Origin of the sequence: Phenylobacterium sp. (assembly GCF_036563385.1) — a bacterium.
In the GTDB taxonomy this organism is placed as follows: Bacteria; Pseudomonadota; Alphaproteobacteria; order Caulobacterales; family Caulobacteraceae; genus Phenylobacterium.
In genome coordinates this window covers 923,112-945,127 of sequence record NZ_DATCML010000004.1, presented here as the reverse complement: position 1 = coordinate 945,127, position 22,016 = coordinate 923,112, and the positions used below count along the sequence as shown (strand labels likewise).

Annotated in this window: 22 protein-coding genes, 1 other RNA gene and 1 pseudogene; 12 read left to right on the top strand and 12 right to left on the bottom strand. The window is 71.2% G+C overall.

The window, feature by feature from the left end:
• Positions 1-24 precede the first annotated feature (24 nt).
• The 3 genes from ileS to VIL67_RS05510 all read left to right on the top strand — a co-directional run bounded on the left by ileS (position 25) and on the right by VIL67_RS05510 (position 4,094).
• The gene (gene ileS, locus VIL67_RS05520; RefSeq protein WP_332047833.1) at positions 25-2,949 is read left to right on the top strand and encodes an isoleucine--tRNA ligase; all 2,925 of its coding nucleotides are present in this window, start codon (positions 25-27) and stop codon (positions 2,947-2,949) included.
• Positions 2,946-3,461, top strand: coding sequence for a signal peptidase II (lspA, locus tag VIL67_RS05515; RefSeq protein ID WP_332047832.1), 516 nt, complete (start codon positions 2,946-2,948; stop codon positions 3,459-3,461). The genes ileS and lspA overlap by 4 nt, the downstream gene beginning before the upstream one ends.
• Before the next feature lie 78 nt (positions 3,462-3,539).
• Positions 3,540-4,094 (top strand): DUF3035 domain-containing protein, encoded by a 555-nt coding sequence (locus VIL67_RS05510; RefSeq protein ID WP_332047831.1) that lies wholly within the window; start codon positions 3,540-3,542, stop codon positions 4,092-4,094.
• Positions 4,095-4,188: 94 nt separating this feature from the next.
• On the opposite strand, the gene VIL67_RS05505 is transcribed toward VIL67_RS05510, so the two are convergent.
• Positions 4,189-5,142 (bottom strand): TraB/GumN family protein, encoded by a 954-nt coding sequence (locus VIL67_RS05505; protein ID WP_332047830.1) that lies wholly within the window; start codon positions 5,140-5,142, stop codon positions 4,189-4,191.
• A gap of 72 nt (positions 5,143-5,214) precedes the next feature.
• Between VIL67_RS05505 and mutL the strand changes: the two genes are divergently transcribed.
• Both mutL and VIL67_RS05495 read left to right on the top strand, forming a co-directional pair.
• Positions 5,215-7,077, top strand: a complete 1,863-nt coding sequence (gene mutL, locus VIL67_RS05500) for a DNA mismatch repair endonuclease MutL (protein WP_332047829.1) — start codon at positions 5,215-5,217, stop codon at positions 7,075-7,077.
• Between the two features lie 250 nt (positions 7,078-7,327).
• Positions 7,328-7,522, top strand: a pseudogene (locus VIL67_RS05495) (VOC family protein); the annotation flags it as partial.
• 154 nt (positions 7,523-7,676) lie between these two features.
• Here VIL67_RS05495 and rsmD read toward each other — a convergent pair.
• Positions 7,677-8,243 carry a 16S rRNA (guanine(966)-N(2))-methyltransferase RsmD gene (gene rsmD, locus VIL67_RS05490; RefSeq protein WP_332047828.1) on the bottom strand — a complete coding sequence of 189 codons (567 nt, stop codon included), beginning with the start codon at positions 8,241-8,243 and terminating at the stop codon, positions 7,677-7,679.
• A 7-nt stretch (positions 8,244-8,250) separates the two neighbouring features.
• Entirely contained in the window at positions 8,251-9,405 is a 1,155-nt protein-coding gene (locus VIL67_RS05485; protein WP_332047827.1) for a pseudouridine synthase, read from the bottom strand.
• A gap of 12 nt (positions 9,406-9,417) precedes the next feature.
• On the opposite strand from VIL67_RS05485, the gene tadA reads away from it, so the two are divergent.
• The 4 genes from tadA to VIL67_RS05465 all read left to right on the top strand — a co-directional run bounded on the left by tadA (position 9,418) and on the right by VIL67_RS05465 (position 12,272).
• The gene (gene tadA / locus VIL67_RS05480) at positions 9,418-9,864 is read left to right on the top strand and encodes a tRNA adenosine(34) deaminase TadA (RefSeq protein WP_332047995.1); all 447 of its coding nucleotides are present in this window, start codon (positions 9,418-9,420) and stop codon (positions 9,862-9,864) included.
• Entirely contained in the window at positions 9,861-10,676 is an 816-nt protein-coding gene (locus VIL67_RS05475; protein ID WP_332047826.1) for an AraC family transcriptional regulator, read from the top strand. The genes tadA and VIL67_RS05475 overlap by 4 nt, the downstream gene beginning before the upstream one ends.
• 65 nt (positions 10,677-10,741) lie before the next feature.
• A complete protein-coding gene (locus VIL67_RS05470) occupies positions 10,742-11,197 on the top strand; it encodes a DUF6265 family protein (RefSeq protein WP_332047825.1) in 456 nt (151 codons plus the stop codon).
• A 190-nt stretch (positions 11,198-11,387) separates the two neighbouring features.
• The gene (locus VIL67_RS05465; protein ID WP_332047824.1) at positions 11,388-12,272 is read left to right on the top strand and encodes an SDR family NAD(P)-dependent oxidoreductase; all 885 of its coding nucleotides are present in this window, start codon (positions 11,388-11,390) and stop codon (positions 12,270-12,272) included.
• On the opposite strand, the gene VIL67_RS05460 is transcribed toward VIL67_RS05465, so the two are convergent.
• From VIL67_RS05460 to VIL67_RS05445, 4 genes are all read right to left on the bottom strand, one after another.
• The gene (locus VIL67_RS05460; protein WP_332047823.1) at positions 12,269-12,850 is read right to left on the bottom strand and encodes a GNAT family N-acetyltransferase; all 582 of its coding nucleotides are present in this window, start codon (positions 12,848-12,850) and stop codon (positions 12,269-12,271) included. The genes VIL67_RS05465 and VIL67_RS05460 overlap by 4 nt on opposite strands.
• A gap of 138 nt (positions 12,851-12,988) precedes the next feature.
• On the bottom strand, positions 12,989-13,741 hold the full coding sequence (locus VIL67_RS05455) for a sulfite exporter TauE/SafE family protein (protein ID WP_332047822.1): 753 nt from the start codon (positions 13,739-13,741) through the stop codon (positions 12,989-12,991).
• A 247-nt stretch (positions 13,742-13,988) separates the two neighbouring features.
• A complete protein-coding gene (locus VIL67_RS05450) occupies positions 13,989-15,311 on the bottom strand; it encodes an acyl-CoA dehydrogenase family protein (protein WP_414696185.1) in 1,323 nt (440 codons plus the stop codon).
• Positions 15,312-15,710: 399 nt separating this feature from the next.
• A complete protein-coding gene (locus VIL67_RS05445) occupies positions 15,711-16,121 on the bottom strand; it encodes a hypothetical protein (protein ID WP_332047821.1) in 411 nt (136 codons plus the stop codon).
• A gap of 242 nt (positions 16,122-16,363) precedes the next feature.
• On the opposite strand from VIL67_RS05445, the gene groES reads away from it, so the two are divergent.
• Both groES and groL read left to right on the top strand, forming a co-directional pair.
• Positions 16,364-16,675: a co-chaperone GroES gene (groES, locus tag VIL67_RS05440; protein ID WP_332047820.1), complete on the top strand. Its 312-nt coding sequence runs from the start codon at positions 16,364-16,366 to the stop codon at positions 16,673-16,675.
• A 39-nt stretch (positions 16,676-16,714) separates the two neighbouring features.
• Complete coding sequence (gene groL, locus VIL67_RS05435; RefSeq protein ID WP_332047819.1) at positions 16,715-18,358, top strand: chaperonin GroEL; 1,644 nt, start codon at positions 16,715-16,717, stop codon at positions 18,356-18,358.
• 122 nt (positions 18,359-18,480) lie between these two features.
• Here groL and VIL67_RS05430 read toward each other — a convergent pair whose 3' ends face one another.
• From VIL67_RS05430 to ssrS, 4 genes are all read right to left on the bottom strand, one after another.
• The gene (locus VIL67_RS05430; RefSeq protein ID WP_332047818.1) at positions 18,481-18,834 is read right to left on the bottom strand and encodes a phage holin family protein; all 354 of its coding nucleotides are present in this window, start codon (positions 18,832-18,834) and stop codon (positions 18,481-18,483) included.
• A gap of 46 nt (positions 18,835-18,880) precedes the next feature.
• The gene (locus VIL67_RS05425; protein WP_332047817.1) at positions 18,881-19,720 is read right to left on the bottom strand and encodes a TIGR00282 family metallophosphoesterase; all 840 of its coding nucleotides are present in this window, start codon (positions 19,718-19,720) and stop codon (positions 18,881-18,883) included.
• Positions 19,721-19,729: 9 nt separating this feature from the next.
• Positions 19,730-20,299 (bottom strand): 5-formyltetrahydrofolate cyclo-ligase, encoded by a 570-nt coding sequence (locus VIL67_RS05420; RefSeq protein WP_332047816.1) that lies wholly within the window; start codon positions 20,297-20,299, stop codon positions 19,730-19,732.
• A 27-nt stretch (positions 20,300-20,326) separates the two neighbouring features.
• Positions 20,327-20,489: non-coding RNA, 6S RNA (gene ssrS, locus VIL67_RS05415), on the bottom strand.
• 130 nt (positions 20,490-20,619) lie between these two features.
• Between ssrS and VIL67_RS05410 the strand changes: the two genes are divergently transcribed.
• On the top strand, positions 20,620-21,663 hold the full coding sequence (locus tag VIL67_RS05410) for a fatty acid desaturase family protein (protein WP_332047815.1): 1,044 nt from the start codon (positions 20,620-20,622) through the stop codon (positions 21,661-21,663).
• Between the two features lie 13 nt (positions 21,664-21,676).
• Here the strand turns inward: VIL67_RS05410 and VIL67_RS05405 are convergent, their stop codons facing one another.
• Positions 21,677-22,015 carry a cell division protein ZapA gene (locus VIL67_RS05405; RefSeq protein WP_332047814.1) on the bottom strand — a complete coding sequence of 113 codons (339 nt, stop codon included), beginning with the start codon at positions 22,013-22,015 and terminating at the stop codon, positions 21,677-21,679.
• Between the last annotated feature and the right edge of the window lies 1 nt (position 22,016).

Sequence of the window (22,016 nt, the reverse complement as noted above, 5' to 3'; positions counted from 1 at the left end):
GGACCCGCTGGATTTAAGAGTTCCATGGCCGACGACGCCGAAAAGCCTGCTCGCGACTACCGCGAGACCGTCTTCCTTCCCGAGACGCCCTTCCCCATGCGCGCCGGGCTCCCGCAGAAGGAGCCGCAGATCCTGGCCAAGTGGGACGAGCAGGGCCTCTACCACGCGATCCGGGCGGAGCGGCAGCGCGCCGGCGCGCCGCTGTTCGTCCTGCACGACGGGCCGCCCTACGCCAACGGCGCGATCCACATCGGCCACGCCCTGCAGAAGACCCTGAAGGACTTCGTGGTCCGCTCGCGTTTCCTGCTCGGCTACGACGTGGATTTCGTGCCGGGCTGGGACTGCCACGGCCTGCCGATCGAGTGGAAGATCGAGGAGGAGCTGCGCGCCAAGGGCCGCCGCAAGGACGAGGTCTCCAAGGCCGAGTTCCGCCAGCGCTGCCGTGAGTACGCCGCCCACTGGATCGAGGTGCAGAAGCAGGGCTTCAAGCGTCTCGGCGTCCTGGGCGACTGGGAGAACCGCTACGCCACCATGGACTATGCGAGCGAGGCCGCCATCGTGGCCGAGTTCCACAAGTTCGTGGCTTCCGGCCAGCTCTATCGCGGCTCCAAGCCGGTGATGTGGAGCCCGGTGGAGCGCACCGCCCTGGCCGACGCCGAGGTGGAGTACCACGACCACGTCAGCCCGACGATCTGGGTGAAGTTCCCGGTGCTGGAGGGCTCGGACGCCGCCCGGCACGCCCATGTGGTGATCTGGACCACCACGCCCTGGACCATCCCAGCCAACCGGGCGGTGAGCTACAACCCGGACATCGCCTACGCCGTCTACGAGGTGGAGGCGATGGAGGAGGGCCTGGCCTTCGAGCCCTGGGCCAAGGCCGGCGACCGGCTGATCCTGGCCGAGCGCCTGGCCGAGGAGGTCATGAAGGCGGCCAAGGTCGCGAGCTTCCGCCGGGTGGAGACCGTGGACTGCCAGGGCATGGTGCTGGCGCACCCGCTGGCGGCGCTGGACAGCCACTATGGCTACCAGGTGCCGATGCTGGCCGGCGACCACGTCACCGACGACGCGGGCACCGGCTTCGTGCACACCGCGCCCGGCCATGGCGTCGACGACTACCTGGTCTGGCTGGCCCACGGGCACCGCGAGATCCCCGACACCGTCGACCCGGACGGCGCCTACTATCCGCACGTGGCCCTGTTCGCGGGGCTGAAGGTGCTGGAGACCGAAGGCAAGAAGGCCGGGAAGTTCGGCCCGGCCAACGACGCGGTGATCGCCAAGCTCATCGAGGCCGGCCGCCTGCTGGCCCGGGGCCGGGTGGAGCACAGCTATCCGCACTCCTGGCGCTCCAAGGCGCCGGTGATCTTCCGCAACACGCCGCAGTGGTTCATCCGCATGGACGAGCCGATCCAGACCGAGGCGCTCGGCGGGCGGAGCCTGCGGGAAGCCGCCCTGGAGGCCATCGAGGCCACCGCCTTCTTCCCCGCGCAGGGCAAGAACCGCATCCGCTCGATGGTGGAAAGCCGGCCCGACTGGCTGATCAGCCGCCAGCGCGCCTGGGGCTCGCCGCTCGCCATGTTCGTGGACAAGGAGACCGGCCAGCCGCTGCACGACCCCGAGGTCGACGCCCGGATCATCGAAGCCATCAAGGCCGAGGGCGCCGACGCCTGGTTCAACCGCCCGGTCTCCGACTTCCTCGGCCGCCACGATCCCGACCGGTACGAGAAGGTGGAGGACATCCTCGACGTCTGGTTCGACTCCGGCTCGACCCACGCCTTCACCCTCGAGGGCCGGGGGCACACCAAGTGGCCGGCGGACCTCTACCTGGAAGGCTCGGACCAGCACCGCGGCTGGTTCCAGTCGTCCTTGCTGGAGAGTTCGGGGACGCGCGGCCGGGCGCCCTACGACGCCATCCTGACCCATGGCTTCACCATGGACGAGAACGGCGAGAAGATGTCCAAGTCCAAGGGCAACACCGTCGATCCCGAGCAGGTGATCCAGCAGAACGGGGCCGAGATCATCCGCCTGTGGGCGGCGATGATCGACTACGCCGACGACAGCCGGATCGGTAAGACCATCCTGCAGACCACCTCCGACGCCTACCGCAAGCTGCGCAACACCGTGCGCTACCTGCTGGGCGCCCTGGCCGACTACGGCCCGGACGAGGCGGTGGAGCTCGAGCAGATGCCGCCGCTGGAGCGCTTCATCCTGCACCGCCTGTGGGAGCTCGACGGCCAGGTCCGCGCCGCCTACGAGGCCTACGTCTTCCAGGACGTGATCCGGCCGGTGCTCGACTTCTGCCAGAACGAGCTGTCGGCCCTGTTCTTCGACATCCGCCGCGACAGCCTCTACTGCGACCGCCCCGACGCGCTCCGCCGCCGCGCGGCCCGCACGGTGATGGACGCCGCTTTCGAGCGGCTGACCGCCTGGCTCTCCCCGCTGATCCCCTTCACCATGGAGGAGGCCTGGGCGACCCGCTATCCGGAGGCCCACGCCAACAGTTTCCGGGTGATCCCGCAGACCCCGGCCGAATGGCGCAACGACGCGGAGGCCGCCCGCTGGGCGAAGGTCCAGCAGGTGACGTCCGTGGTCACCGGCGCCTTGGAAGTGGAGCGCCGGGAAAAGCGGCTCGGCGCCGCGCTGGAGGCCGCGCCGCGCGTGCACGTGGCCGACGCCGGGCTGTTGTCCGCCTTCGAGGGTCTGGACCCTGCCGAGGTGTTCCGCACCAGCCAGGCGACGCTCGTCGCCGGTGACGGCCCCGAGGGCGCCTTCCGCCTGCCGGATGTGGCCGGCGTCGCGGTCGAGCCGATCCGCGCCGACGGCCGCAAGTGCGCCAGGTCCTGGAAGATCCTGCCCGAGGTGGGGACCGATCCGCGCTATCCCGACCTGACGCTGCGCGACGCCGACGCCGTGGCGGCGTGGGACGCCGCCCGCGGCAAGGTGGACGCATGAAGGGCGTGACCCGGCTCGGCTGGCTGGCCTACGCCGTCGCCGCCGTCACCGTCGCCCTGGACCAGCTCTCCAAGGCGTGGATCCTCTACGGCCTGGAGCTGCCCGCGCGCGGCTCGGTCCCCGTCGCCGGGCCGCTGAACTTCACCATGGTCTGGAACCAGGGGGTCAGCTTCGGCCTGCTGCGCGCCGACCAGGACCTGATGCGGTGGGCGCTCGCCCTGTTCGCCATCGGCGTCTCCGTGGTCCTGGCGGTCTGGGTGCGCAAGGCGGGCCGGCCGGTGCTGGCCTGGGCGCTGGGCTTCATCATGGGCGGGGCGGTCGGCAATGTGATCGACCGCATCCGCTGGGGCGCGGTGGCGGACTTCATCGACGTCTCGGCCATCGGCTTCTTCCCCTGGGTGTTCAACGTGGCGGACGCGGCGATCAACATCGGCATCGCCCTCCTTCTTCTCGACATGATCCGGGGCGAAAAGCGGGAAACGTCCGCCAAACCGACCGAGGATGCGGCCTGAAAGCGCGTTGGCGCCGAACGGCGTCTTGCGCTATCCAACCCCACCGGCCGGGGGCGGCCTCGAGGAGCTTCTGATCTGATGCGCGTCAACCGAGTGATCGTGGCGACGGCCCTGCTCGCGGCGACCGGCCTGGCCGGCTGCCAGTCGACCTCCCGGGCCCTGGGCATGGCCAAGGTGACCCCCGACGAGTTCCGCGTGGTCACCAAGGCACCGCTGGTGGTGCCGCCGGACTACGCTCTTCGCCCGCCGGCCCCCGGCGAGCCGCGGCCGCAGGAGCTGCAGCCCGAGAGCGCGGCCCGCACGGCCCTGCTCGGCCAGCGCGAGGCCCAGGTCCGCTCGGACGGCGAGAAGCTGCTGGTGGCCAAGGCCGGCGCCGAGAAGGCTGACCCGCTGATCCGCTACGTGGTCGACGACGAGTTCGGCGACGTGGCCCACAAGGACAAGAGCTTCGCCGACCGCGTCATGTTCTGGCGCAGCGACAAGGCCAAGGCGCCGGCCGGCGCCGCCCAGGACAACACCCCCGCCCCCGTCGACGCCCAGTCGGAAGAGGAGCGCGTGAAGTCGCTGACCGGCGGCAAGACGATTGTCATCGAGCGCGGCCAGGCGCGGCGGATCAAGCTGCCCGGGCTGTAGGGCCGGACGCAACCGGGATCGATCGGAGGGCCGGCCGGCGACGGGCGGCCCTTTTTCGTTGTCGGCGCGCGCCTCTCCCGCTTGCGGGAGAGGGTCAGTCGACCTCGCCCGGGGTGGTCACCCTGAGCCCCTCGGCGCGCAGGCGGTCGAGCACGCCGCGTTCGGCGAGCAGGGGGCGCAGGGGTACGAGGGCGATGGCGTGGCCTGGGCGGGCGAGTTGCGCGCGGATGGCCGCCGCCGTGTCGGCCTTCATCCGCTCGTCGAAGGCCCGGCCGCCGGGCACGGCGGCGAGGCAGCGTTCGTAGGTGCGCTCGTTCTCCAGGGCGCCGGCCACGTCGCCCGCGGCCCAGGCGCGGGCCGCCGCCAGGGTGATCCCGGGCCCGGCCTCGGCCTGCGCCAGCACCTCGTCGAAGCACAGCCGGCCGGTCTGCGGCGGCGTGCGGACGATGGCCCCCAGCAGCGGGCCGATGTCGTAGGTCTTCTCCACCACCGGCACGCCGGCGCGGCGGGCCAGCAGCTCCACAAGCTTGGCGGGATCGGTGGTGGTGAGCTCGGCGCGCTCGCGGTAGTCGGCGGCGAGTTGCACGCCGGCGGCCAGGGCGTTGCCGGTGGGGTAACGCTTGGCCGGCTGGCCCAGCCGGGTGCGGACCGCCACGAAGCGGGCCCGGGCGGCCGGCTCCAGCCGCTCCTCGAAGGGCCCTCCGGAACGGAGCCGCAACAGGTTCAGCCCGGCGCCCAGGGCGCCGACGCCCTTGGCGCGGATGTTGGTGAAGGGCAGGACCACGGCTTTGGCCCCGGCAAGGCGCTTCTCGAAGATCGCCCGGTCCCACTGCATCCGCTTCGGCGCCAGGCTCGGCACGCCGAGCACATAGACCGTGGTGTCGGCGTCCGAGACGGTCCACCAGGCGGGCCCCGGCAGGCGGCCGGTGACCACCAGCTCCTCCACCAGGGCGGCGTCGGGGTCGGTCAGCGGCGGCGGCGCTTGCGCGGCGGCGGCGGTCGCCAGCAGCAGGGCGCAGGCGGCGGCGAGGATCGGCTTCAGGCGCATGGCTGACACCCTTGGACGCGGCCCCCCTCGCCCGGAATCGCCCTATATTGGGAGGTCCGCGAAAGCCCTGCCATGCCGATCCGCCGCCTTCCGCCCGAGCTCATCAACCGCATCGCCGCCGGCGAGGTGGTGGAGCGCCCCGCCAGCGCGGTCAAGGAGCTGGTGGAGAACGCGCTGGACGCCGGCGCCACCCGGGTGGAGGTGCAGGCCGACGGCGGAGGCCTGACCCGCATCCTGATCGCCGACGACGGCAAGGGCATCCCGCGGGACGAGCTGCCGCTGGCGGTGGAGCGTCACGCCACCTCGAAGCTGTCGCCGGGCGAGGACGGCGACTACGACCTGCTGCGGATCTTCACCCTCGGGTTCCGCGGCGAGGCCCTGCCCTCGATCGGCTCGGTGGCCCGCCTGTCGATCAGCTCCCGGGCGAAGGGGGCGGCCGACGCCCACGCCATCCAGGTGGAGGCCGGCGCCGTGGGCGCGGTCTCGCCGGCCGCCTTCCCCGGACCGCACGGCGCCCGGGTGGAGGTGCGCGACCTGTTCTACGCCACCCCGGCGCGGCTGAAGTTCATGAAGTCGGAGCGCGCCGAGGCGCTGGCGATCACCGAGGAGCTGAAGCGCCAGGCCATGGCCCACGAGGCGGTGGGGTTCTCGCTGGACCTGGACGGCCGCCGCACCCTGCGGCTGCCGGCGGAGGCTGCCGGGGACGAGGGGCGGCTCACACGGCTCGCGGCCATCATGGGCCGGGAATTCTCGGACAACGCCCTGCTGATCGACCACGCCCGCGAGGGAGTGCGGCTGTCGGGCTATGCCGGCCTGCCGACCTACAACCGCGGCAACGCCGCCCACCAGTACCTGTTCGTCAACGGCCGGCCGGTCCGCGACCGGCTGCTGCAGGGCGCGCTGCGGGCCGCCTACGCCGACTTCCTGGCCCGGGACCGGCACCCGCTGGCGGCGCTCTACGTCGAACTCGACCCCACCCAGGTAGACGTCAACGTCCACCCGGCCAAGGCCGAGGTCAGGTTCCGCGACCCCGGCCTGGTGCGCGGCCTGATCGTCGGCGGCCTGCGCCACGCGCTCGCCGCGGCCGGGCACCGGGCCTCGACCACGGTCTCCATGGCGGCGCTGGGCGGCTTCCGCCCACAGGAGACGCCGCCGCAGCCGGCCGGCGGCTTCTCGGCCTGGCGGCAGGGCGGCTGGACGCCGGCCTCGCCCCTGGCGGCGGCGGTGCAGGCGATCCCCGGGCTGAGCGAGGTCTCGGCCCGCGCGGAGCCGATGTGGGAGCCCGCGCCGAGCTACCCCACCGTCGCCGAGGAGGCCGGGGCGCCGCAGCCCTCGCCGGTGTTCGATCCGGTGGACTACCCGCTGGGCGCCGCTCGCGCCCAGGTGCACGAGACCTACATCGTGGCCCAGACCCGCGACGGGATCGTCATCGTCGACCAGCACGCCGCCCATGAGCGGCTGGTCTACGAGCGCATGAAGGCGGAGATGGCTGAGGGCGGCGTCGCCCGCCAGGCCCTGCTGCTGCCCGAGGTCGTAGAGCTGGATCCGGCCGAGGCCGAGCGCGTCGCGGCGCGCACGGAGGAGCTCGCCGAGATGGGCCTGGTGCTGGAGGCCTTTGGCCCCGGCGCCGTCCTGGTCCGCGAGGTCCCTGCCCTGCTCGGCCAGACCGACGTCCAGGGCCTGGTGCGCGACATTGCCGACGATCTGGCCGAGAACGGCCAGGCGCTGGCGCTGAAGGAGCGGCTGGAGGAGGTCTGCGGGACCATGGCCTGCCACGGCTCGGTGCGCTCGGGCCGCCGGCTCAACGCGCCGGAGATGAACGCCCTGCTGCGCCAGATGGAGGCCACCCCCCACTCCGGCCAGTGCAACCACGGCCGCCCCACCTACGTGGAGCTGAAGCTCGCCGACATCGAGCGGCTGTTCGGCCGGCGCTAGGCGCATAGCTCCCTCTCTGCCTCCCCTGTGAGCGGCAGCGAACGGGGGAGGGGGACCGTCGGCGGAGGCCGTAGGCCGTAGAGCCGATGGTGGAGGGGGCGAACGGCCGGCAGTGCGTGGGGCTCGCCCCCTCCACCATCCGCTCTTCGCTGCGCTCGGCGGACGGTCCCCCTCCCCCGCTTCGCAGGGGAGGCGAGCGGGAGCCGCCGGCGCTCACGCCACGTTAGGGTCAGAGCTGCAATCGGAGCTTCGGGAGACCGTCGACCGCGCCTACGCCGCGGCGCTGGCGGCCGGAGGCAAGGACAATGGGGCGCCGGGCGAGCGGGACTACCACCCGGGCTACTACGGCGCCTTCGTTCTCGACCCCCACGGCAACAACATCGAGGCCGTGTTCCACGGGCCGGCGGAACGCTCAGCCAGCAGCGTGGTGATCAGGGCGCTTTAGCCCTCCCCCTCCGGGGAGGGTTGGGTGAGGGCGGCGCCGCCCAAGACCTCGCAGGGTGTTGGACCCGATACCCCGGATCCAACCGGAGCGACGGCGGCGCGCCCGGCGCCGCCCTCACCCTCCCCTCTCCCGCAAGCGGGAGAGGGGAGAAGCGTCACCCGCCGTACCGCAGGAAGTGCACCCGGGCCGCGCCGTAGTCGCGGGCGTCGAGCGGCTCGAAGCCGGGGACGGTGAAGTCCGGCTCGGCGACGCCGCGTTCGAACACGACGGTCGCCTCCGGGGCCAGCCAGCCGCCCTCGGCGAGCCTGGCGAGCGCCGTCTCGCCCAGCCCCTTGGCGTAGGGCGGGTCCAGGAAGGCGAGGTCGAAGGCCGGGCCGTCCGCGCCTGGCCGGGTCCCCAGCTGGGTGGCGTCGCGGCGATGGACGCGGGTCCGTCCGAACAGGTGCATGGCGTCGACGTTCTCGCGGATCGCGCCGCGCGCCTCCTCGCCGGTCTCCACGAACAGGCAGAAGGCGGCCCCGCGGGACAGGGCTTCGAAGCCCAGCGCCCCGGAGCCGGCGAACAGGTCGATGACCCGCAGGTCGCGCAGGCCGCTGGACCAGGGCGCGTGCTCCAGGATGTTGAAGATGGCCTGCCGGGCGCGGTCGGAGGTGGGCCGCGTGGCCTGGCCGGGCGGCGTGGCCAGCGCCTTGCCGCGGAAGTCGCCGGAAACGATGCGCATGGGAGGTCTAGCCGCGCCGCTTCGGCCCGCCGGGCTTCTTCGGCGGATGGCCGCCCTTGGGCTTCGGCTTGGCCCAGCCCGGCTTGTAGGCGGTCTTCTTCGGCCCCTCGCCTTCGGCGGCGGGCCGGCCGGCCCGAGCTGGCCGGGCGGGCGCTGGCCGCTTGGCCTCCGCCGGGCGCTCCGCCTTGCCAGGCGGGCGGCCGGCGCGGCCGCGGCGGGCCTCCGGCTGCGCCGGGCGCGGCGCCTCGCGGCGGCGCGGGCCGCGCTCGATCAGGGTCGCGCCCTCCGGCGGCGCCTGGCGGCGGCGGGACGGGGTGGCCGTGGCGCTCTTCTGGAACTGCGGGCGGTCGCCCTTGGGCATGTTCTCGGGGGCGATGTGCTCGGCAAGCTGCTCGCGGATCACCCGCGGGCCCACCTCCTCAATCTCTCCCAGCTCCAGGGTCCCGAGGGCGAACGGGCCATAGGCCAGGCGGATCAGCCGGTTCACCTTCAGCCCGAGCGCCTCCAGCACCCGGCGGACCTCACGGTTCTTGCCTTCAGAGAGGGTGACGGTGATCCACAGGTTGGAGCCCTGCGGCCCCTCCTTGGCCTTGTCGAGCCGGGCGTCGATGGAGCCGTAGCGGACGCCCTCGACGGTGATGCCATCCTTCAGCTTGTCCAGCCGGTCCTGGGTGATCCGGCCGTGGGCGCGGGCCCGGTAGCGGCGGACCACGCCGGCCTGCGGCAGCTCGAGCGCCCGGGCCAGCTCGCCGTCGTTGGTCAGCAGCAGCAGCCCCTCGGAGTTGATGTCGAGGCGGCCGACGGAGATCAGCCGCGGGAGGCCCTCCGGCAGGGCGCCGAACACCGTCGGCCGGCCCTGCGGGTCCTTGTGGCTGGTCAGCAGGCCCACGGGCTTGTGGTAGCGGAACAGGCGGGTGGGCTCGGCCTCGCTCACCACCTGGCCGTCCACCGTCAGGATGTCGCCCGGCTCCACCTTGACGGCGGGCGTGGTCAGCACCTGGCCGTTCAGGGCGATGCGACCCTCGGCGATGTAGCGCTCCACGTCGCGGCGCGAGCCGACGCCGGCGCGGGCCAGCGCCTTGGCGATGCGCTCGCCGCCGGGCGCGGACGTGCGGGCTTGACCGGCAGGGCGGCCGCCGGTTCGGTGCGGATCGTGGATCATGACCTGCCCTACATGCGCATCGCCCTCGAGGCCGCGCAAGCCGCCGCCGCCGCCGGCGAGACCCCGGTGGGCGCCGTGGTTGTCGACCCAGCCACGGGCGAGGTGGTGGCCACAGGCGCCAACCAGCCTATCGGCGGCCACGATCCGACGGCCCACGCCGAGGTGGTGGCCCTGCGCGAGGCGGCCCGCAGGCGGGGCAACTACCGCCTGACCGGCCTCACCATGGTCGTGACCCTGGAGCCCTGCGCCATGTGCGCCGGCGCCATCAGCCACGCCCGCATCGGCCGGGTGGTGTTCGGGGCGGAGGACCCCAAGGGCGGCGCGGTCCTGCACGGTCCGCGGTTCTTCGACCAGCCCACCTGCCACTGGCGACCGGCGGTCGAAGGCGGCGTGCTGGCCGACGAAAGCTCGGCCATGCTGAAGGCCTTCTTCCGGGCGCGCAGGAAGGCGGCGCGGTGAGCGCCCGCTACGCGGAGCACGCCCCGCCTCCGGAACTGGCCGAACACGTCGCCTGCCTCTGGACGTTCGAGGGCGACGACGCGGCCGAGGACCAGCGGATCGTGCCCGACGGCCGATGCGAGCTGATCGTGCACTACAAGGCGCCCTACCTCGAGCGCGCGGCGGACGGACGGCTCCGCTCGCAGCCCGCAGCGCTCTTCGCCGGCCAGTTGACGCGGCCGCTGCATATCCGAGCCGCCGCCCAGGCTGGTCTGGTGGGGGTTCGGTTCCGGACGGCCGGCGCGGCCGCCTACGCGGGGGCGCCGCTTTCGAGACTGACCGACCAGCGTGTCGACCTTTGCGAGCTGAAGCCCGGGGCCGCCGAGCTGGCGGCGGGCATCGCCGCGGCTCCGGACGAGGCGTCCCGGCTGGCGGCGGCCGCCGCGCACGTGTGGCGTGAGGTTCGCGGGCGGCCGCCCGACCCGGGTGTCGTGCGCGCGGTGGCGCTGCTGCGGGCGAGTGAGGGCCGTGCGGGGCTGGACGCGCTCGCAGAAGCGTCCGGGCGCGCGCCGAGGGCCCTGCAGCGGGCCTTCGCCGCCGAGGTTGGGATCCCGCCTCGCACGCTGCGCGCGGTGATCCGGGTGCGCCGGCTGTTCGACGCGCTGCAGGCGGGGGACGCAAGAACCTGGTCGGCGGCGGCGCAAGCGGCTGGCTACTTCGACCACCCCCAGATGGCGCGCGACTTCCGGCGCTTCGTCGGGTGCACGCCCAGCGCTTTCCTGCGCGGCGCGAAGGGGCTGGCCACGAGCCTGGTCGAGCCGGCCGGCAGCTGACGTCGCAATCCTACAAGACCGGCGTGCGGTGGGCGCGGCAATGTCGCTGCGCACAGGAGGACGAAATGCGTGGGATCTTCGTTGCGGCGGCGCTCAGCGTCGCGACTTCCGCCGCCGCGACGCCGGCGGACGAGGTCGCGAAGCTCGCCTGGATAGCCGGCAGCTGGACGGAAACCCGGGGCGCCGTGACCACTCGGGAGACTTGGCTGGCCCCGCTGGACGGCGGCATGGCCGGCGCGTCGCAGACCAACCGTCCCGGGCGGGCGCCCAGCATCGAGCATGTGCGGATCGTCGCCGGGCCGACCACCGCGACCTATACCGCTGCGGTCGACGGACAGCCGCCAACCCCGTTCGTCCTGAAGCGGGCGAGCGATAGCGAGGCGGTGTTCGAGAACCTGGCCCACGACTTTCCGCAGCGGATCATCTACCGCCGCTGCGGCGACGACCTCTGCGCCCGGATCGAGGGGACCGTGAACGGGCGGCTGCAAGCGCAGGACTGGCGCTACAAGCGGGAGCGTTGAGCCGCCCTCCCGCCCGCTCACCCCGGCGAGGGCCGGGGCCCAAGCTGATCCCGATGATCGCACGGCCGCGCTTCCGTGGCTGACTCAGCGTGGATCGCGGCTTTCGCCGGGACGAGCGGAGGGGGGTTGGTTGCGAACCGCCGCCGGACGGCCAATCATCCTCCCAACAAAACCACAGGGAGGAACGGTGATGGGATTGCTGGACGGCAAGGTGGCGATCGTCACGGGCGCGGGCGGCGGACTGGGCGAGGCCTACGCCAAGCTGTTCGCACGCGAAGGCGCAAGCGTGCTGGTCAACGACCTCGGCGGAGCGCGGGACGGCACGGGCGCCGACCGATCCGCCGCGCAGAAGGTGGTGGACGCCATCGAGGCCGAAGGCGGACGGGCGGCGGCGAACGGCGACGACGTCTCCACCGTCGAGGGCGGCGAGAACATCCTGGCCGCCGCGCTGGACGCCTTCGGCCGGGTGGACATCCTGGTGTGCAACACCGGCATCCTGCGCGACCGCAGCTTCGCCAACACCTCGGAAGACGACTGGGACGCGGTGATCAAGGTCCACCTCAAGGGGACCTACTGCACCGCCCTGCCCGTGTGGAAGTGGATGAAGGAGAATGGCGGCGGCACGATGGTGCTGACCTCGTCCACCTCCGGCCTCTACGGCAACTTCGGCCAGACCAACTACGGCGCCGCCAAGGCCGGCATCTACGGCATGGTGCGGGTGATGAGCATCGAGGGCCGCAAGTACAACATCCGGGTCATGGGCCTGGCGCCCGGCGCCTACACCCGCATGACCGCCGACCTTCCCGGGCGGCAGGGCCGCGAGCCCGACCCGCTGAGCCTGCCGGAGAACGTTGCGCCGGGGGTGCTCTACATGGTCAGCGACCTGGCCGCCGAGCATTCGGGCAAGATCCTGGGCGTCTCGGCCCGCGGCGTGCGCGAGATCAAGATGGTGGAGACCGAGGGCTTCTCGCCCGGGCGGCCCTACACCGCCCAGGACGTGGCGGCCGCGGCCGACAAGGTGTTCTTCGCCGAGCCGGAGAACGTGCACCGGCTGAAGGCGCTGGCGCCCGCCTAGGCGAACGCCGCGAGGCGGGCGTCCAGGCGCTCGCGCACCGCGGGCCACTCGTCCGCCAAGACCGAGAACACCACCGTGTCGCGGATGCGGCCGGTCCAGGTGACCCGGTCCTGGCGGAGGATGCCCTCTTGCACGGCGCCGAGCTTGAGCACCGCGGCGCGCGAGCGGGCGTTGATCGCGTCCACCTTGAACTGCACCCGCCGGGCGCCGCTGTCGAAGGCGTGCGCCAGCAGCAGCCGCTTGGCCGCCGGGTTCACAGGCCCGCCGCGGACCTCCGGGTGGTAGAAGGTGGCGCCAATCTCGAGCGCCTGGTTGGGTGGATCGATCCCGAGGTAGCAGGACATGCCCATGCAACGTCCGCCGACCACCACGGCGAAGTTCAGGCATCCCGGCGCGGGCTTGGCGAACATGCGGCTCCATGCGCCATCGAAGTGCTCGCCGGCCATGCTGAAGGGGTAGAGCCGATCCCAGGTCTCGGCATCGGCGTCGCAGGCGGCGCGCAGCCCCTCGCGGTGATCGTCCGACATCGGCTCCAGCCGCACGAAACCATCCTCAAGGACCGTCGATTCCACTTCCATCCGCACCTCCGAAATTTTTCGCCGGCCACCCTTGTATGTCGGAAACCCGAACATAGATGAGGGGTCGCCCATCCTGGGCGTTTCCTCCCTATGACTTCCCCACCCGGGACCTCGCGGTCCCGGGTGTTTTTTTGCGGCTCAGCGGGCGAGGAGAAGCTGTGCAGCCTGGACCAGATAGAGCCCGCCCACGGCAGTGACGATCCAGCGGGTCCAGCGCTTGAAGTTCACATCGCTCATGCGGTCGAGGATCTTCCCGCCGACCACCGTGCCCAGCATCGAGAGCGGGATCGCGAGCGCGAACACCCACAGGGGCGGCACGCCGTGGCCGCCCGCACCCAGCAGCGGGGCGCCATAGACCACGATCTTGGCCAGGTGGGCGAACACCTGGGTCGCCGCCTTCGTGGCCACGATCGCGTGCCGGGTGAGCTCCGTCCGGACGAAGAAGATGTCCAGCAGGGGGCCCGCCACCCCGGCCGTGAGGTTGAGCCCGGTGACGCTGAGGCCCGACAGGAAGGCCTGCGCCGGCCGCCCGGCGTCGAGGTTGATCCACCTCTGCGGCAGCCAGGTCAGCGCCGGCACCAGGCCCAGGAGCAGGAACAGCACCGGCTTCGAGGGCGTCAGCGACAGCAGGGACACAGCCACGCCGGCGATCAGCGAGGCGAGCGCGTACCAGCCGACGATGTCCCAGCGAACATGGCGGCGGTGCAGCACCGCGCGCCAGCCGTTGGCCACCAGCTGCAGGACGCCGTGGGTGACGAAGGCGGCGCCGACCGGCAGGACGAGCGCCAGGGCGCCCATGAGCACGAGGCCGCCGGCCATGCCGAAGACGCCGGAAAGTGTGGCTGTGAGAAAGGCCGCGGCCGCCACGAAGGCGGCGAGGGGCAGGGTCATGTTCGTGTCCTCCGGACAGGGAGCCCGCCCCCGGCGGAGGCACAGGCTCCTCCGGGCGACGGACCTCCGGCGCACCGTGCGCGGAGCTATGCCAGGCGCTGCAAGCCGTCCGGCGAGCGCCCTTGAGAAACGATGTTCGGCGTCGGCTTACACCCGATCGGCGCCACGGCCAAGCCAGGCCGCCGGGCACGAAAAAGCCCTCCCCCGTCGCCGGGAGAGGGCCGTCTCGATCCGGCTTACGCGGACCCTAGTTGCGGAACACCGCCGACATGGAGCTGTCGTGCGGGCCTTCGCGGAACTGCTGCAGCTCGTTGCGGCCCACCACCATGTGGTGCACCTCATCGGGGCCGTCGGCGATCCGCAGGGTGCGGGTGTTGGCGTACATGCGGGCGAGCGGCGTGTGCTGCGAGACGCCGAGCGCGCCGTGCATCTGGATCGCCTGGTCGATGATCTCGCAGACCCGCTCGGGCACCATGGCCTTGACCATGTGGATCCACACGCGGGCCTCGCGGTTGCCGAGCACGTCCATGGCGCGGGCCGCCTTGAGCACCATCAGGCGCATGGCCTCGATCTCAATGCGGGCGCGGCTGACCTTCTCGATGTTGCCGCCCAGCTGGATGATCGGCTTGCCGAAGGCGACGCGGGTCATGCCCCGGGTGACCATCAGGTCCAGGGCCTTCTCGGCCGAGCCGATGGCGCGCATGCAGTGGTGGATCCGGCCGGGGCCGAGGCGCAGCTGGCTGATCTCGAAGCCACGGCCCTCGCCCAGCAGGATGTTGGAGGCCGGCACGCGGGCGTTGTTGAAGCGGATGTGCATGTGGCCGTGCGGCGCATCGTAATCGCCGAACACCTGCTGGCCCCCGACGATCTCAACGCCCTCGGTGGGCAGCGGCACCAGGATCTGCGACTGCTGCAGGTGCGGCGGGTCGTTCTCGCCGCCCGTGCGCACCATGGTGATCATCACCTTGCAGCGCGGGTCGCCGGCGCCGGAGATGTAGTGCTTCTCGCCGTTGATGATGTACTCGTCGCCCACCCGCGTGGCGCGGGTGTCGATGTTCTTGGCGTCCGACGAGGCGGTGTTCAGCTCGGTCATGCAGAAGGCCGAGCGGATCTTCCCCTCGAGCAGCGGCTTCAGCCACTGCTCCTTCTGCTCCGGCGTGCCGACGCGCTCCAGCACCTCCATGTTGCCGGTGTCGGGGGCCGCGCAGTTCATGATCTCCGAGGCCAGCCGGTTCTTGCCCAGCTCGACGGCGATATAGGCGTAGTCGAGGTTCGACAGACCCTCGCCGGTGTGGGCGTCGGGCAGGAAGAAGTTCCAGAGACCCGCGGACTTGGCCTTGTCCTTGGCGGCTTCGAGCACCTCGAGCTGGCCGGGCGCATAGTCCCACACGTTGGGGCGGCCTTCGCCAAGGCGATGGAATTCAGCGGCCGCCGGCTCCACCACCTCGCGGATGAACTCCTTCACCCGGTTGTACAGCGGCAGCGCCTTGTCGGACATGCGCAGGTCGTTCAGCTCGTCCTGCGGGCTGAGCTTGAAGCTCGACTGCGGCCGTTCGGCGGTCATGGTCATCCTGGTCGCTCCCAGCGGTCTTTGAGGGGTTTTGGAGACAGCTTGTCTTTCCCCCACCATGCGGGCTCTTCGCGCGGAAATCAAACAAGCGTTTTAAGCCGAGGCGGTCCGTTCCCCGGTCGCGGATCAGCTGAGACAGCGGCCTCGGTGGGTCCTCACGCCTGGCGGCGCCGCCGGCCCGGAAACCCCACGGCCGGCGAGCCGCCGCGTCCGGCGCCCCGGCGCCGCGCTCAGGTCAGGAGTAGAGCGGCGGCGCCTTGGCGGTCGCCACGAGGGCCACGGCCAACCCGAGCGCCAGCAGGGCCGGAAGAAGCTTGAGCCACCATCCCATGCCCCTCAGGTAGGGACGCACGGCCAAGCTTTCCAGTTACGCTTTGGACAGGTCCGTCCGTGGGCGTCTCAGCGGACTGGCACGTGCTCCGCGTGCGGGCAGACCGCGGCCAGCAGGGCCTCGTTCTCCGGCCCGCCGGCCTTCTTCGGCGCGGTGTCCCGCCAGGCGGCGGGGATCTCCAGGGCCACCGACGGCTTGTAGGCCGCCACGGTGATCAGGTTCTTCTTGGCGCAGTCGATGGCGTAGACATAGCCCACGCCGTCGGGCTTGCCGGGCCCGGACGGCCCCAGGTTGCTGGCCGGCTTGGAGACCGCCTGCATGACCACGACCCGGCCCGAGGCCTTGTCCTTGTAGGTGTAGTCGGAGTCATAGGACCACTGGGTGCCGTTCGGCCCGTCGGCGAACTTGGTCCACTTCTCGGCCGCGGCGCTGGTGGCGGCGACGGCGATGACGGCGGCGAGCGCGAGGACGCGGCGCATGGGTACTCTCCGGCAGGCGTTTCTTTCCCTGCCGGAAGCCTAACCGCCCGCCCTTGTTTGTCATCCAGCTTTCGGCGAGGCGGCAGCCGAGGCGTCGGATTTTTAGGCGCCGTCTTGACTCCGGACGGCCATTTTCTTACCTCCCCGGCTGCGTTAGCACTCAAGGGTCGCGACTGCTAACAGCGACCTTTCAGCGCTTTCGGCATCTGCAATTCCAACCGTCTCGAACGGAGAAAAATCACATGGCGTTTCGTCCTCTGGGTGACCGGGTCCTCGTCCGGCGTGTCGAGGAAGAAGAGAAGACCCGGGGCGGGATCATCATCCCCGACACCGCGAAGGAGAAGCCGCAGGAAGGCGAAGTGATCGCCGTCGGCCCCGGCGCGCGTGATGAGAACGGCAAGGTCCAGGCCCTCGACGTGAAGGCCGGCGACCGCATCCTGTTCGGCAAGTGGTCGGGCACCGAGGTGAAGCTCGAAGGCCAAGACCTGCTGATCATGAAGGAAAGCGACATCCTGGGCGTGCTCGAGCCCGAAGCCGCGCGCGCCGCGGCCTAAGCCAGCTCGCACTCCAGTCATCAGAGAAGGGACAGCACAATGGCTGCCAAAGACGTCTATTTCGCCTCCGACGCCCGCGACCGCATGCTGCGCGGCGTCAACACCCTCGCCAACGCGGTGAAGGTGACCCTCGGCCCCAAGGGCCGCAACGTCGTCATCGAGAAGTCCTTCGGCGCCCCGCGCTCGACCAAGGACGGTGTGTCGGTGGCCAAGGAAATCGAGCTGTCCGACAAGTTCGAGAACCTGGGCGCCCAGCTGATCCGCGAAGTCGCCTCGAAGACCAACGACAAGGCCGGTGACGGCACCACCACCGCGACCGTGCTGGCGCAAGCCATCGTCGTGGAAGGCCTGAAGTCGGTCGCCGCCGGCATGAACCCGATGGACCTGAAGCGCGGCGTCGACAAGGCCGTCGCCAAGGTCATCGAAGAGATCAAGGCCAACGCCAAGAAGGTCTCGGCCAACAGCGAGATCGCCCAGGTCGGCACCATCTCCGCCAACGGCGACACCGAAGTGGGCGAGATGATCGCCCGCGCCATGGAAAAGGTCGGCAACGAAGGCGTCATCACCGTCGAAGAGGCCAAGACCGCCGAGACCGAGCTCGACGTGGTCGAAGGCATGCAGTTCGACCGCGGCTACCTCTCCCCGTACTTCATCACGAACGCGGAGAAGATGGAGGCCGAACTCGAAGAGCCGCTGATCCTGCTCTTCGAAAAGAAGCTCTCCTCGCTGCAGCCCCTGCTGCCGGTGCTGGAAGCCGTGGTCCAGTCGGGCCGTCCGCTGCTGATCATCGCGGAAGACGTGGAAGGCGAGGCGCTGGCCACCCTGGTGGTCAACAAGCTGCGCGGCGGCCTGCGCGTCGCGGCGGTGAAGGCTCCGGGCTTCGGCGACCGCCGCAAGGCCATGCTGGAAGACATCGCCATCCTGACCGGCGGCCAGCTGATCAGCGAAGACCTGGGCATCAAGCTCGAGAACGTCAGCCTCGACATGCTCGGCCGCGCCAAGAAGGTGTCGATCACCAAGGACGACACCACGATCGTGGACGGCTCGGGTGACAAGGCGGGCATCGAAGGCCGCGTCGCCCAGATCAAGAAGCAGATCGAGGACACCACCTCGGACTACGACAAGGAAAAGCTGCAAGAACGTCTGGCGAAGCTCGCCGGCGGCGTTGCGGTGATCCGCGTCGGCGGCGCCACCGAAGTGGAAGTGAAGGAAAAGAAGGACCGCGTCGACGATGCCCTGAACGCGACCCGCGCGGCCGTGGAAGAAGGCATCGTCCCCGGCGGCGGCGTCGCCCTGCTGAAGGCCTCCAAGGTCCTGGACGGCTTCAAGGGTGACAACGACGACCAGGAAGCCGGCATCGCCATCGTGCGCCGCGCCCTGCAGGCCCCGATCCGTCAGATCTCGGAAAACGCCGGGGTCGAAGGCTCGATCGTGGTCGGCAAGGTGCTGGAGAACGCCTCGGCCACCTTCGGCTTCAACGCCCAGACGGAAGAGTACGTCGACCTGGTGCAGGCCGGCGTGATCGACCCCGCGAAGGTCGTCCGTACGGCCCTGCAGGACGCCGCCTCGGTGGCCGGCCTGCTGATCACCACGGAAGCCGCGATTGTCGAAGCCCCGAAGAAGGGCGGCGCCGGCGGCGCCCCGGGCGGCATGCCCGGCGGCATGGGCGACATGGACTTCTAAGTCGCCTTAGAAGCTGTCATCCCGGCCAACGGAGCGGCGCAGCCGCGAAGGCCGAGCCGGGACAAGAACGAGGGCGGGGCCGCAAGGCCCCGCCCTTTTTCTTTTGGGGCTGGAGATGCGTTTCAGTCGCGCTTGGCGTCGCCGATGACCATGCCGGCGACCCAGCTGGTGAAGCCGGTGATGATGGCCGCGACGATCCCCGCCAGCAGGCCGTCCACGTGGAAGCCCGACAGCAGCAGGGCGACAAGCCCGATCATCGCGGCGTTCACCACCAGCAGGAACAGGCCGAGCGTCAGCAGGGTCACAGGGAAGGTCAGCAGGAAGACCACCGGCCGTACGACGGCGTTGACGAGCCCCAGCAGCACGGCGGCGAGGATCAGGCTGCCGGTGTCGTCCACCCGCACGCCCGGCACGACGCGCGAGGCGAGCCACAGGCCGAGCGCCGCGAAGATGGCGCGCACGATGAACCTGGCCATGACGGTTCGTCCTCCGAACAGCTTGGCCGTGAGGCTAGCCTGAGTTTCAGCCGGCCGTCACGCGCTCGACGCTCGGCACCGTCTCCTTCAGGCGACCGCCGATGCGGATCGGCTCGACCCGCGTGGCGAGACCGGTGGCGGGATCCGTCTCCACATAGACCCCGCACACCGTCGCCGGGCCTTCGGCGGGCTTGTAGCGGCCGCCGGAGATGCGGGTGGTGAACCGCCGCAGCGGCTCTTCCTTCTGGTTGCCGATCACGCTGTCGTAGTCGGCGCAGGCGCCCGCGTCCGTCTGATAGGCGGTGCCGCCGGGCAGAATCTGGGCGTCGGCGGTGGGCACGTGGCTGTGGGTGCCCACCACCAGGGTGGCGCGGCCGTCGCAGAAGTGGCCCATGGCCATCTTCTCGGAGGTGGCCTCGGCGTGCATGTCCACCACCACCGCGTCGGCCACCGCGCCCAGCGGCGAGGCTTCGAGCTCCCGATCGACGGCGGCGAAGGGGTCGTCGAGGGCGTCCATGAACACCCGCCCGAGCAGGTTCACCACCAGGATGCGTCGGCCGGTGTGGGTCTCGAACATCTGGGCGCCGCGGCCGGGCGCTTCCGCAAAGGGCGGGTAGTTCAGCGGCCGGATCAGGCGGGGCTCGCGCACGATGTAGGTGAGCGCCTCCTTCTGGTCCCAGGAGTGGTTGCCCAGCGTCAGGCAGTCGGCCCCGGCGTCGAACAGCTCGCGGGCGGTGGCCTCGGTGACGCCGAAGCCGGCGGCGGCGTTCTCGGCGTTGACGATGACGAACTCGAGGTCGAGACGGCGGCGCAGGGCCGGCAGGTGCTCGGCGAGCCCTTCGCGGCCCGAACGTCCCACCACATCTCCGAAGAAGGCGAATTTCATGGCGCGTCCTTAGCCGACCTCGATGTAGTCCGTCTCGGTCAGGATCGCGTCGAGCCGCTCGTCGTGGGGTTCGGCGGGCAGTTCCTCCACTTCCTGGCCCGCGTAGGCGAGGCCAAGGACGAAAACCGGCTTGGCGGCCCGAAGGTTCGCCAGCGTGCGGTCGTAATGGCCGGCGCCCTGCCCCAGCCGGTTTCCTCGCCGGTCGAAGGCCAGCAGCGGGGCGATCACCAGGTCAGGAGTCACTACGGAGGCGGAGGACGGCGGGGCCATGATGCCGAAGGCGTCGGGCTCAAGCGCTTGGTCCTGGGTCCACGCCCGGAAGCTCAGCGGCGCGTCCCGATGCTCCGCCACGGGCAGGGCGAGTGTCGCCCCGGTCTCCGCGAGCCGGCGCATCAGCGGACCGGGGTCGATCTCCGAGCCCATGGGATGGTAGCCGCTGAAGGCGCGGAACGGCGGCAGCCGGTTGAGCGGGAGGCGGGCGGCCGCACGCGCGGCGGCGTCCGGGGCCGCCTCGGCCAGCCGCCGGCGCGTGGCCCGCAGGGCGCGGCGGAGCTCCGTCTTGTCGAGGGATTGGGTCACCCGCCCGCCTATAGCAGGGAATGGGGTGGCGGCGCCGCGAGAGCCGTGAAGGACTGTTTCATCCCCTCGACCTGGATACACCAGGTGGGCGCCGTAGTGCCCGAGACCACGATCCCGGGCAGGGACAGCTCCCTTAGAGAGAATTAAGGTCGCTGGGATATGTCGCCTTCGACGCGAGCCGCAGCAGACCCGCCGGCCACCAAGGTAGTGCCCCGGACCTGCCGCCTCAAGCGGCGCCGAGCCTGCGGGCGGGGGCTTTTTACGACCTGCGGCGACAAACGGAGTTCAGCCCGGGGCTCCGAGCGCCTAAGTCTGCTGTCGTGAACAATATCGCCGCCCTGCGTCCTGAGACCCGCGCCGAGGTCAGCCTGTCGCGCCAGGCCAACGACCTGGCCCGCGACCTGCTGCGCGCGGATGCACGAATCTACTGGACCGACCTTCTGCTGACCGCCGCCCTGACCTGGGTGAGCCTGGGCGCCGCCTTGGCCCTTCGAGGCTGGCCGGCCGTGGCCGCGGCGGCGGTGTGCGTGCTGGCGCTCTACCGAGCGATCAGCTTCATCCACGAGCTGACCCACCTGCGGCCTGGCGAGGTCCCCGGCTTCCACACCGGCTGGAACCTGCTGATCGGCGTGCCATTCCTCACGCCCTCGCTGCTCTATGAGGGCGTGCACATGCTCCACCACGCCAAGGACCGCTACGGGACGGAGCGCGACCCGGAATACCTGCCGCTGGCGCGCCTGCCCGCCGGAAGCCTGCTGGGCTTCCTGGGGATCGCCCTCCTTGCGCCCGTGGGCACGCTCATCCGGTTCGCCGTGCTCGCGCCGCTGGGCTTCCTCGTCCCGGCCGTCCGGCGCTTCGCGGTGGCGAAGACCTCGGCCATGACCATCAACCCGAAGTTCGCGCGCGAGGACCTCGAGCGGGCGAACAGCTCGGCCTGGCTGGCGCAGGAGATCGGCTGCTGGCTGTGGAGCTGGACGCTGATCGGCCTCACCGCCGCCGGCGTCTTCCCGCTGCGCGCCGTGCTGATCGCGGCGGCGATCTTCGCAGTGATGACCTTCGTGAACCAGCTGCGCACGGCGGTGGCGCACGCCTGGGAGAACGACGGGTCGAAGATGAGCTTCGAGGGCCAGTTCCTGGACACGGTGAACGTGCCGCCGCCGGCGCTTCTTCCGGCCATCTGGGCTCCCGTGGGCCTGCGCTACCACGCCCTGCACCACCTCTTGCCGAGGCTGCCGTACCACAACATGGCCGAGGCCCACCGGCGGCTCGTTGCGGCCGGCCGCGCCGACTATCGCGCGGTCGACCGCAAGCACCTGGCCGACGCCCTGGCGCGCCTGATCCGCAGCCCGGTGCGCGGGCGCTAGCCAGGTCCTGCGCCTAGGCCGCCAGGTCGTTCTCGGCGAGCTTCTCGATCTTCTTGGCGGCGGTTTCCAGGGCGGCGACGGCGCGGCTCTCGAAGCGGGCCCGCTCCGCCTGCAGTCGGGCGACTTCGGCCTGCAGCCCATTCAGCCGCGCGCGCGCATCGGCCAGCTCGTCGGCCAGCAGCAGGGCGCCCATCAGGAACAGGCGGGTGTCGCCCAGCTGGCCCATGTCGGCGCTGACGTGGCGGACCTGACGGTCGAACATCTTGGCCAGCTCCTGCAGGTGCGCCTCCTGCCCGTCTTCACATCCGACCGCGTAGGGGCGGCCGTTCACCTCGATCTGGGTCTGCGCCATG

Excerpts from the sequence above, each read along its gene's own strand:
- ileS (WP_332047833.1), top strand. The coding sequence starts at position 25 with ATGGCCGACGACGCCGAAAAGCCTGCTCGCGACTACCGCGAGACCGTC.
- lspA (WP_332047832.1), top strand. The coding sequence starts at position 2,946 with ATGAAGGGCGTGACCCGGCTCGGCTGGCTGGCCTACGCCGTCGCCGCC.
- VIL67_RS05510 (WP_332047831.1), top strand. The coding sequence starts at position 3,540 with ATGCGCGTCAACCGAGTGATCGTGGCGACGGCCCTGCTCGCGGCGACC.
- VIL67_RS05505 (WP_332047830.1), bottom strand. The coding sequence starts at position 5,142 with ATGCGCCTGAAGCCGATCCTCGCCGCCGCCTGCGCCCTGCTGCTGGCG.
- mutL (WP_332047829.1), top strand. The coding sequence starts at position 5,215 with ATGCCGATCCGCCGCCTTCCGCCCGAGCTCATCAACCGCATCGCCGCC.
- rsmD (WP_332047828.1), bottom strand. The coding sequence starts at position 8,243 with ATGCGCATCGTTTCCGGCGACTTCCGCGGCAAGGCGCTGGCCACGCCG.
- VIL67_RS05485 (WP_332047827.1), bottom strand. The coding sequence starts at position 9,405 with ATGATCCACGATCCGCACCGAACCGGCGGCCGCCCTGCCGGTCAAGCC.
- tadA (WP_332047995.1), top strand. The coding sequence starts at position 9,418 with ATGCGCATCGCCCTCGAGGCCGCGCAAGCCGCCGCCGCCGCCGGCGAG.
- VIL67_RS05470 (WP_332047825.1), top strand. The coding sequence starts at position 10,742 with ATGCGTGGGATCTTCGTTGCGGCGGCGCTCAGCGTCGCGACTTCCGCC.
- VIL67_RS05465 (WP_332047824.1), top strand. The coding sequence starts at position 11,388 with ATGGGATTGCTGGACGGCAAGGTGGCGATCGTCACGGGCGCGGGCGGC.
- VIL67_RS05460 (WP_332047823.1), bottom strand. The coding sequence starts at position 12,850 with ATGGAAGTGGAATCGACGGTCCTTGAGGATGGTTTCGTGCGGCTGGAG.
- VIL67_RS05455 (WP_332047822.1), bottom strand. The coding sequence starts at position 13,741 with ATGACCCTGCCCCTCGCCGCCTTCGTGGCGGCCGCGGCCTTTCTCACA.
- VIL67_RS05450 (WP_414696185.1), bottom strand. The coding sequence starts at position 15,311 with ATGACCATGACCGCCGAACGGCCGCAGTCGAGCTTCAAGCTCAGCCCG.
- VIL67_RS05445 (WP_332047821.1), bottom strand. The coding sequence starts at position 16,121 with ATGCGCCGCGTCCTCGCGCTCGCCGCCGTCATCGCCGTCGCCGCCACC.
- groES (WP_332047820.1), top strand. The coding sequence starts at position 16,364 with ATGGCGTTTCGTCCTCTGGGTGACCGGGTCCTCGTCCGGCGTGTCGAG.
- groL (WP_332047819.1), top strand. The coding sequence starts at position 16,715 with ATGGCTGCCAAAGACGTCTATTTCGCCTCCGACGCCCGCGACCGCATG.
- VIL67_RS05430 (WP_332047818.1), bottom strand. The coding sequence starts at position 18,834 with ATGGCCAGGTTCATCGTGCGCGCCATCTTCGCGGCGCTCGGCCTGTGG.
- VIL67_RS05425 (WP_332047817.1), bottom strand. The coding sequence starts at position 19,720 with ATGAAATTCGCCTTCTTCGGAGATGTGGTGGGACGTTCGGGCCGCGAA.
- VIL67_RS05405 (WP_332047814.1), bottom strand. The coding sequence starts at position 22,015 with ATGGCGCAGACCCAGATCGAGGTGAACGGCCGCCCCTACGCGGTCGGA.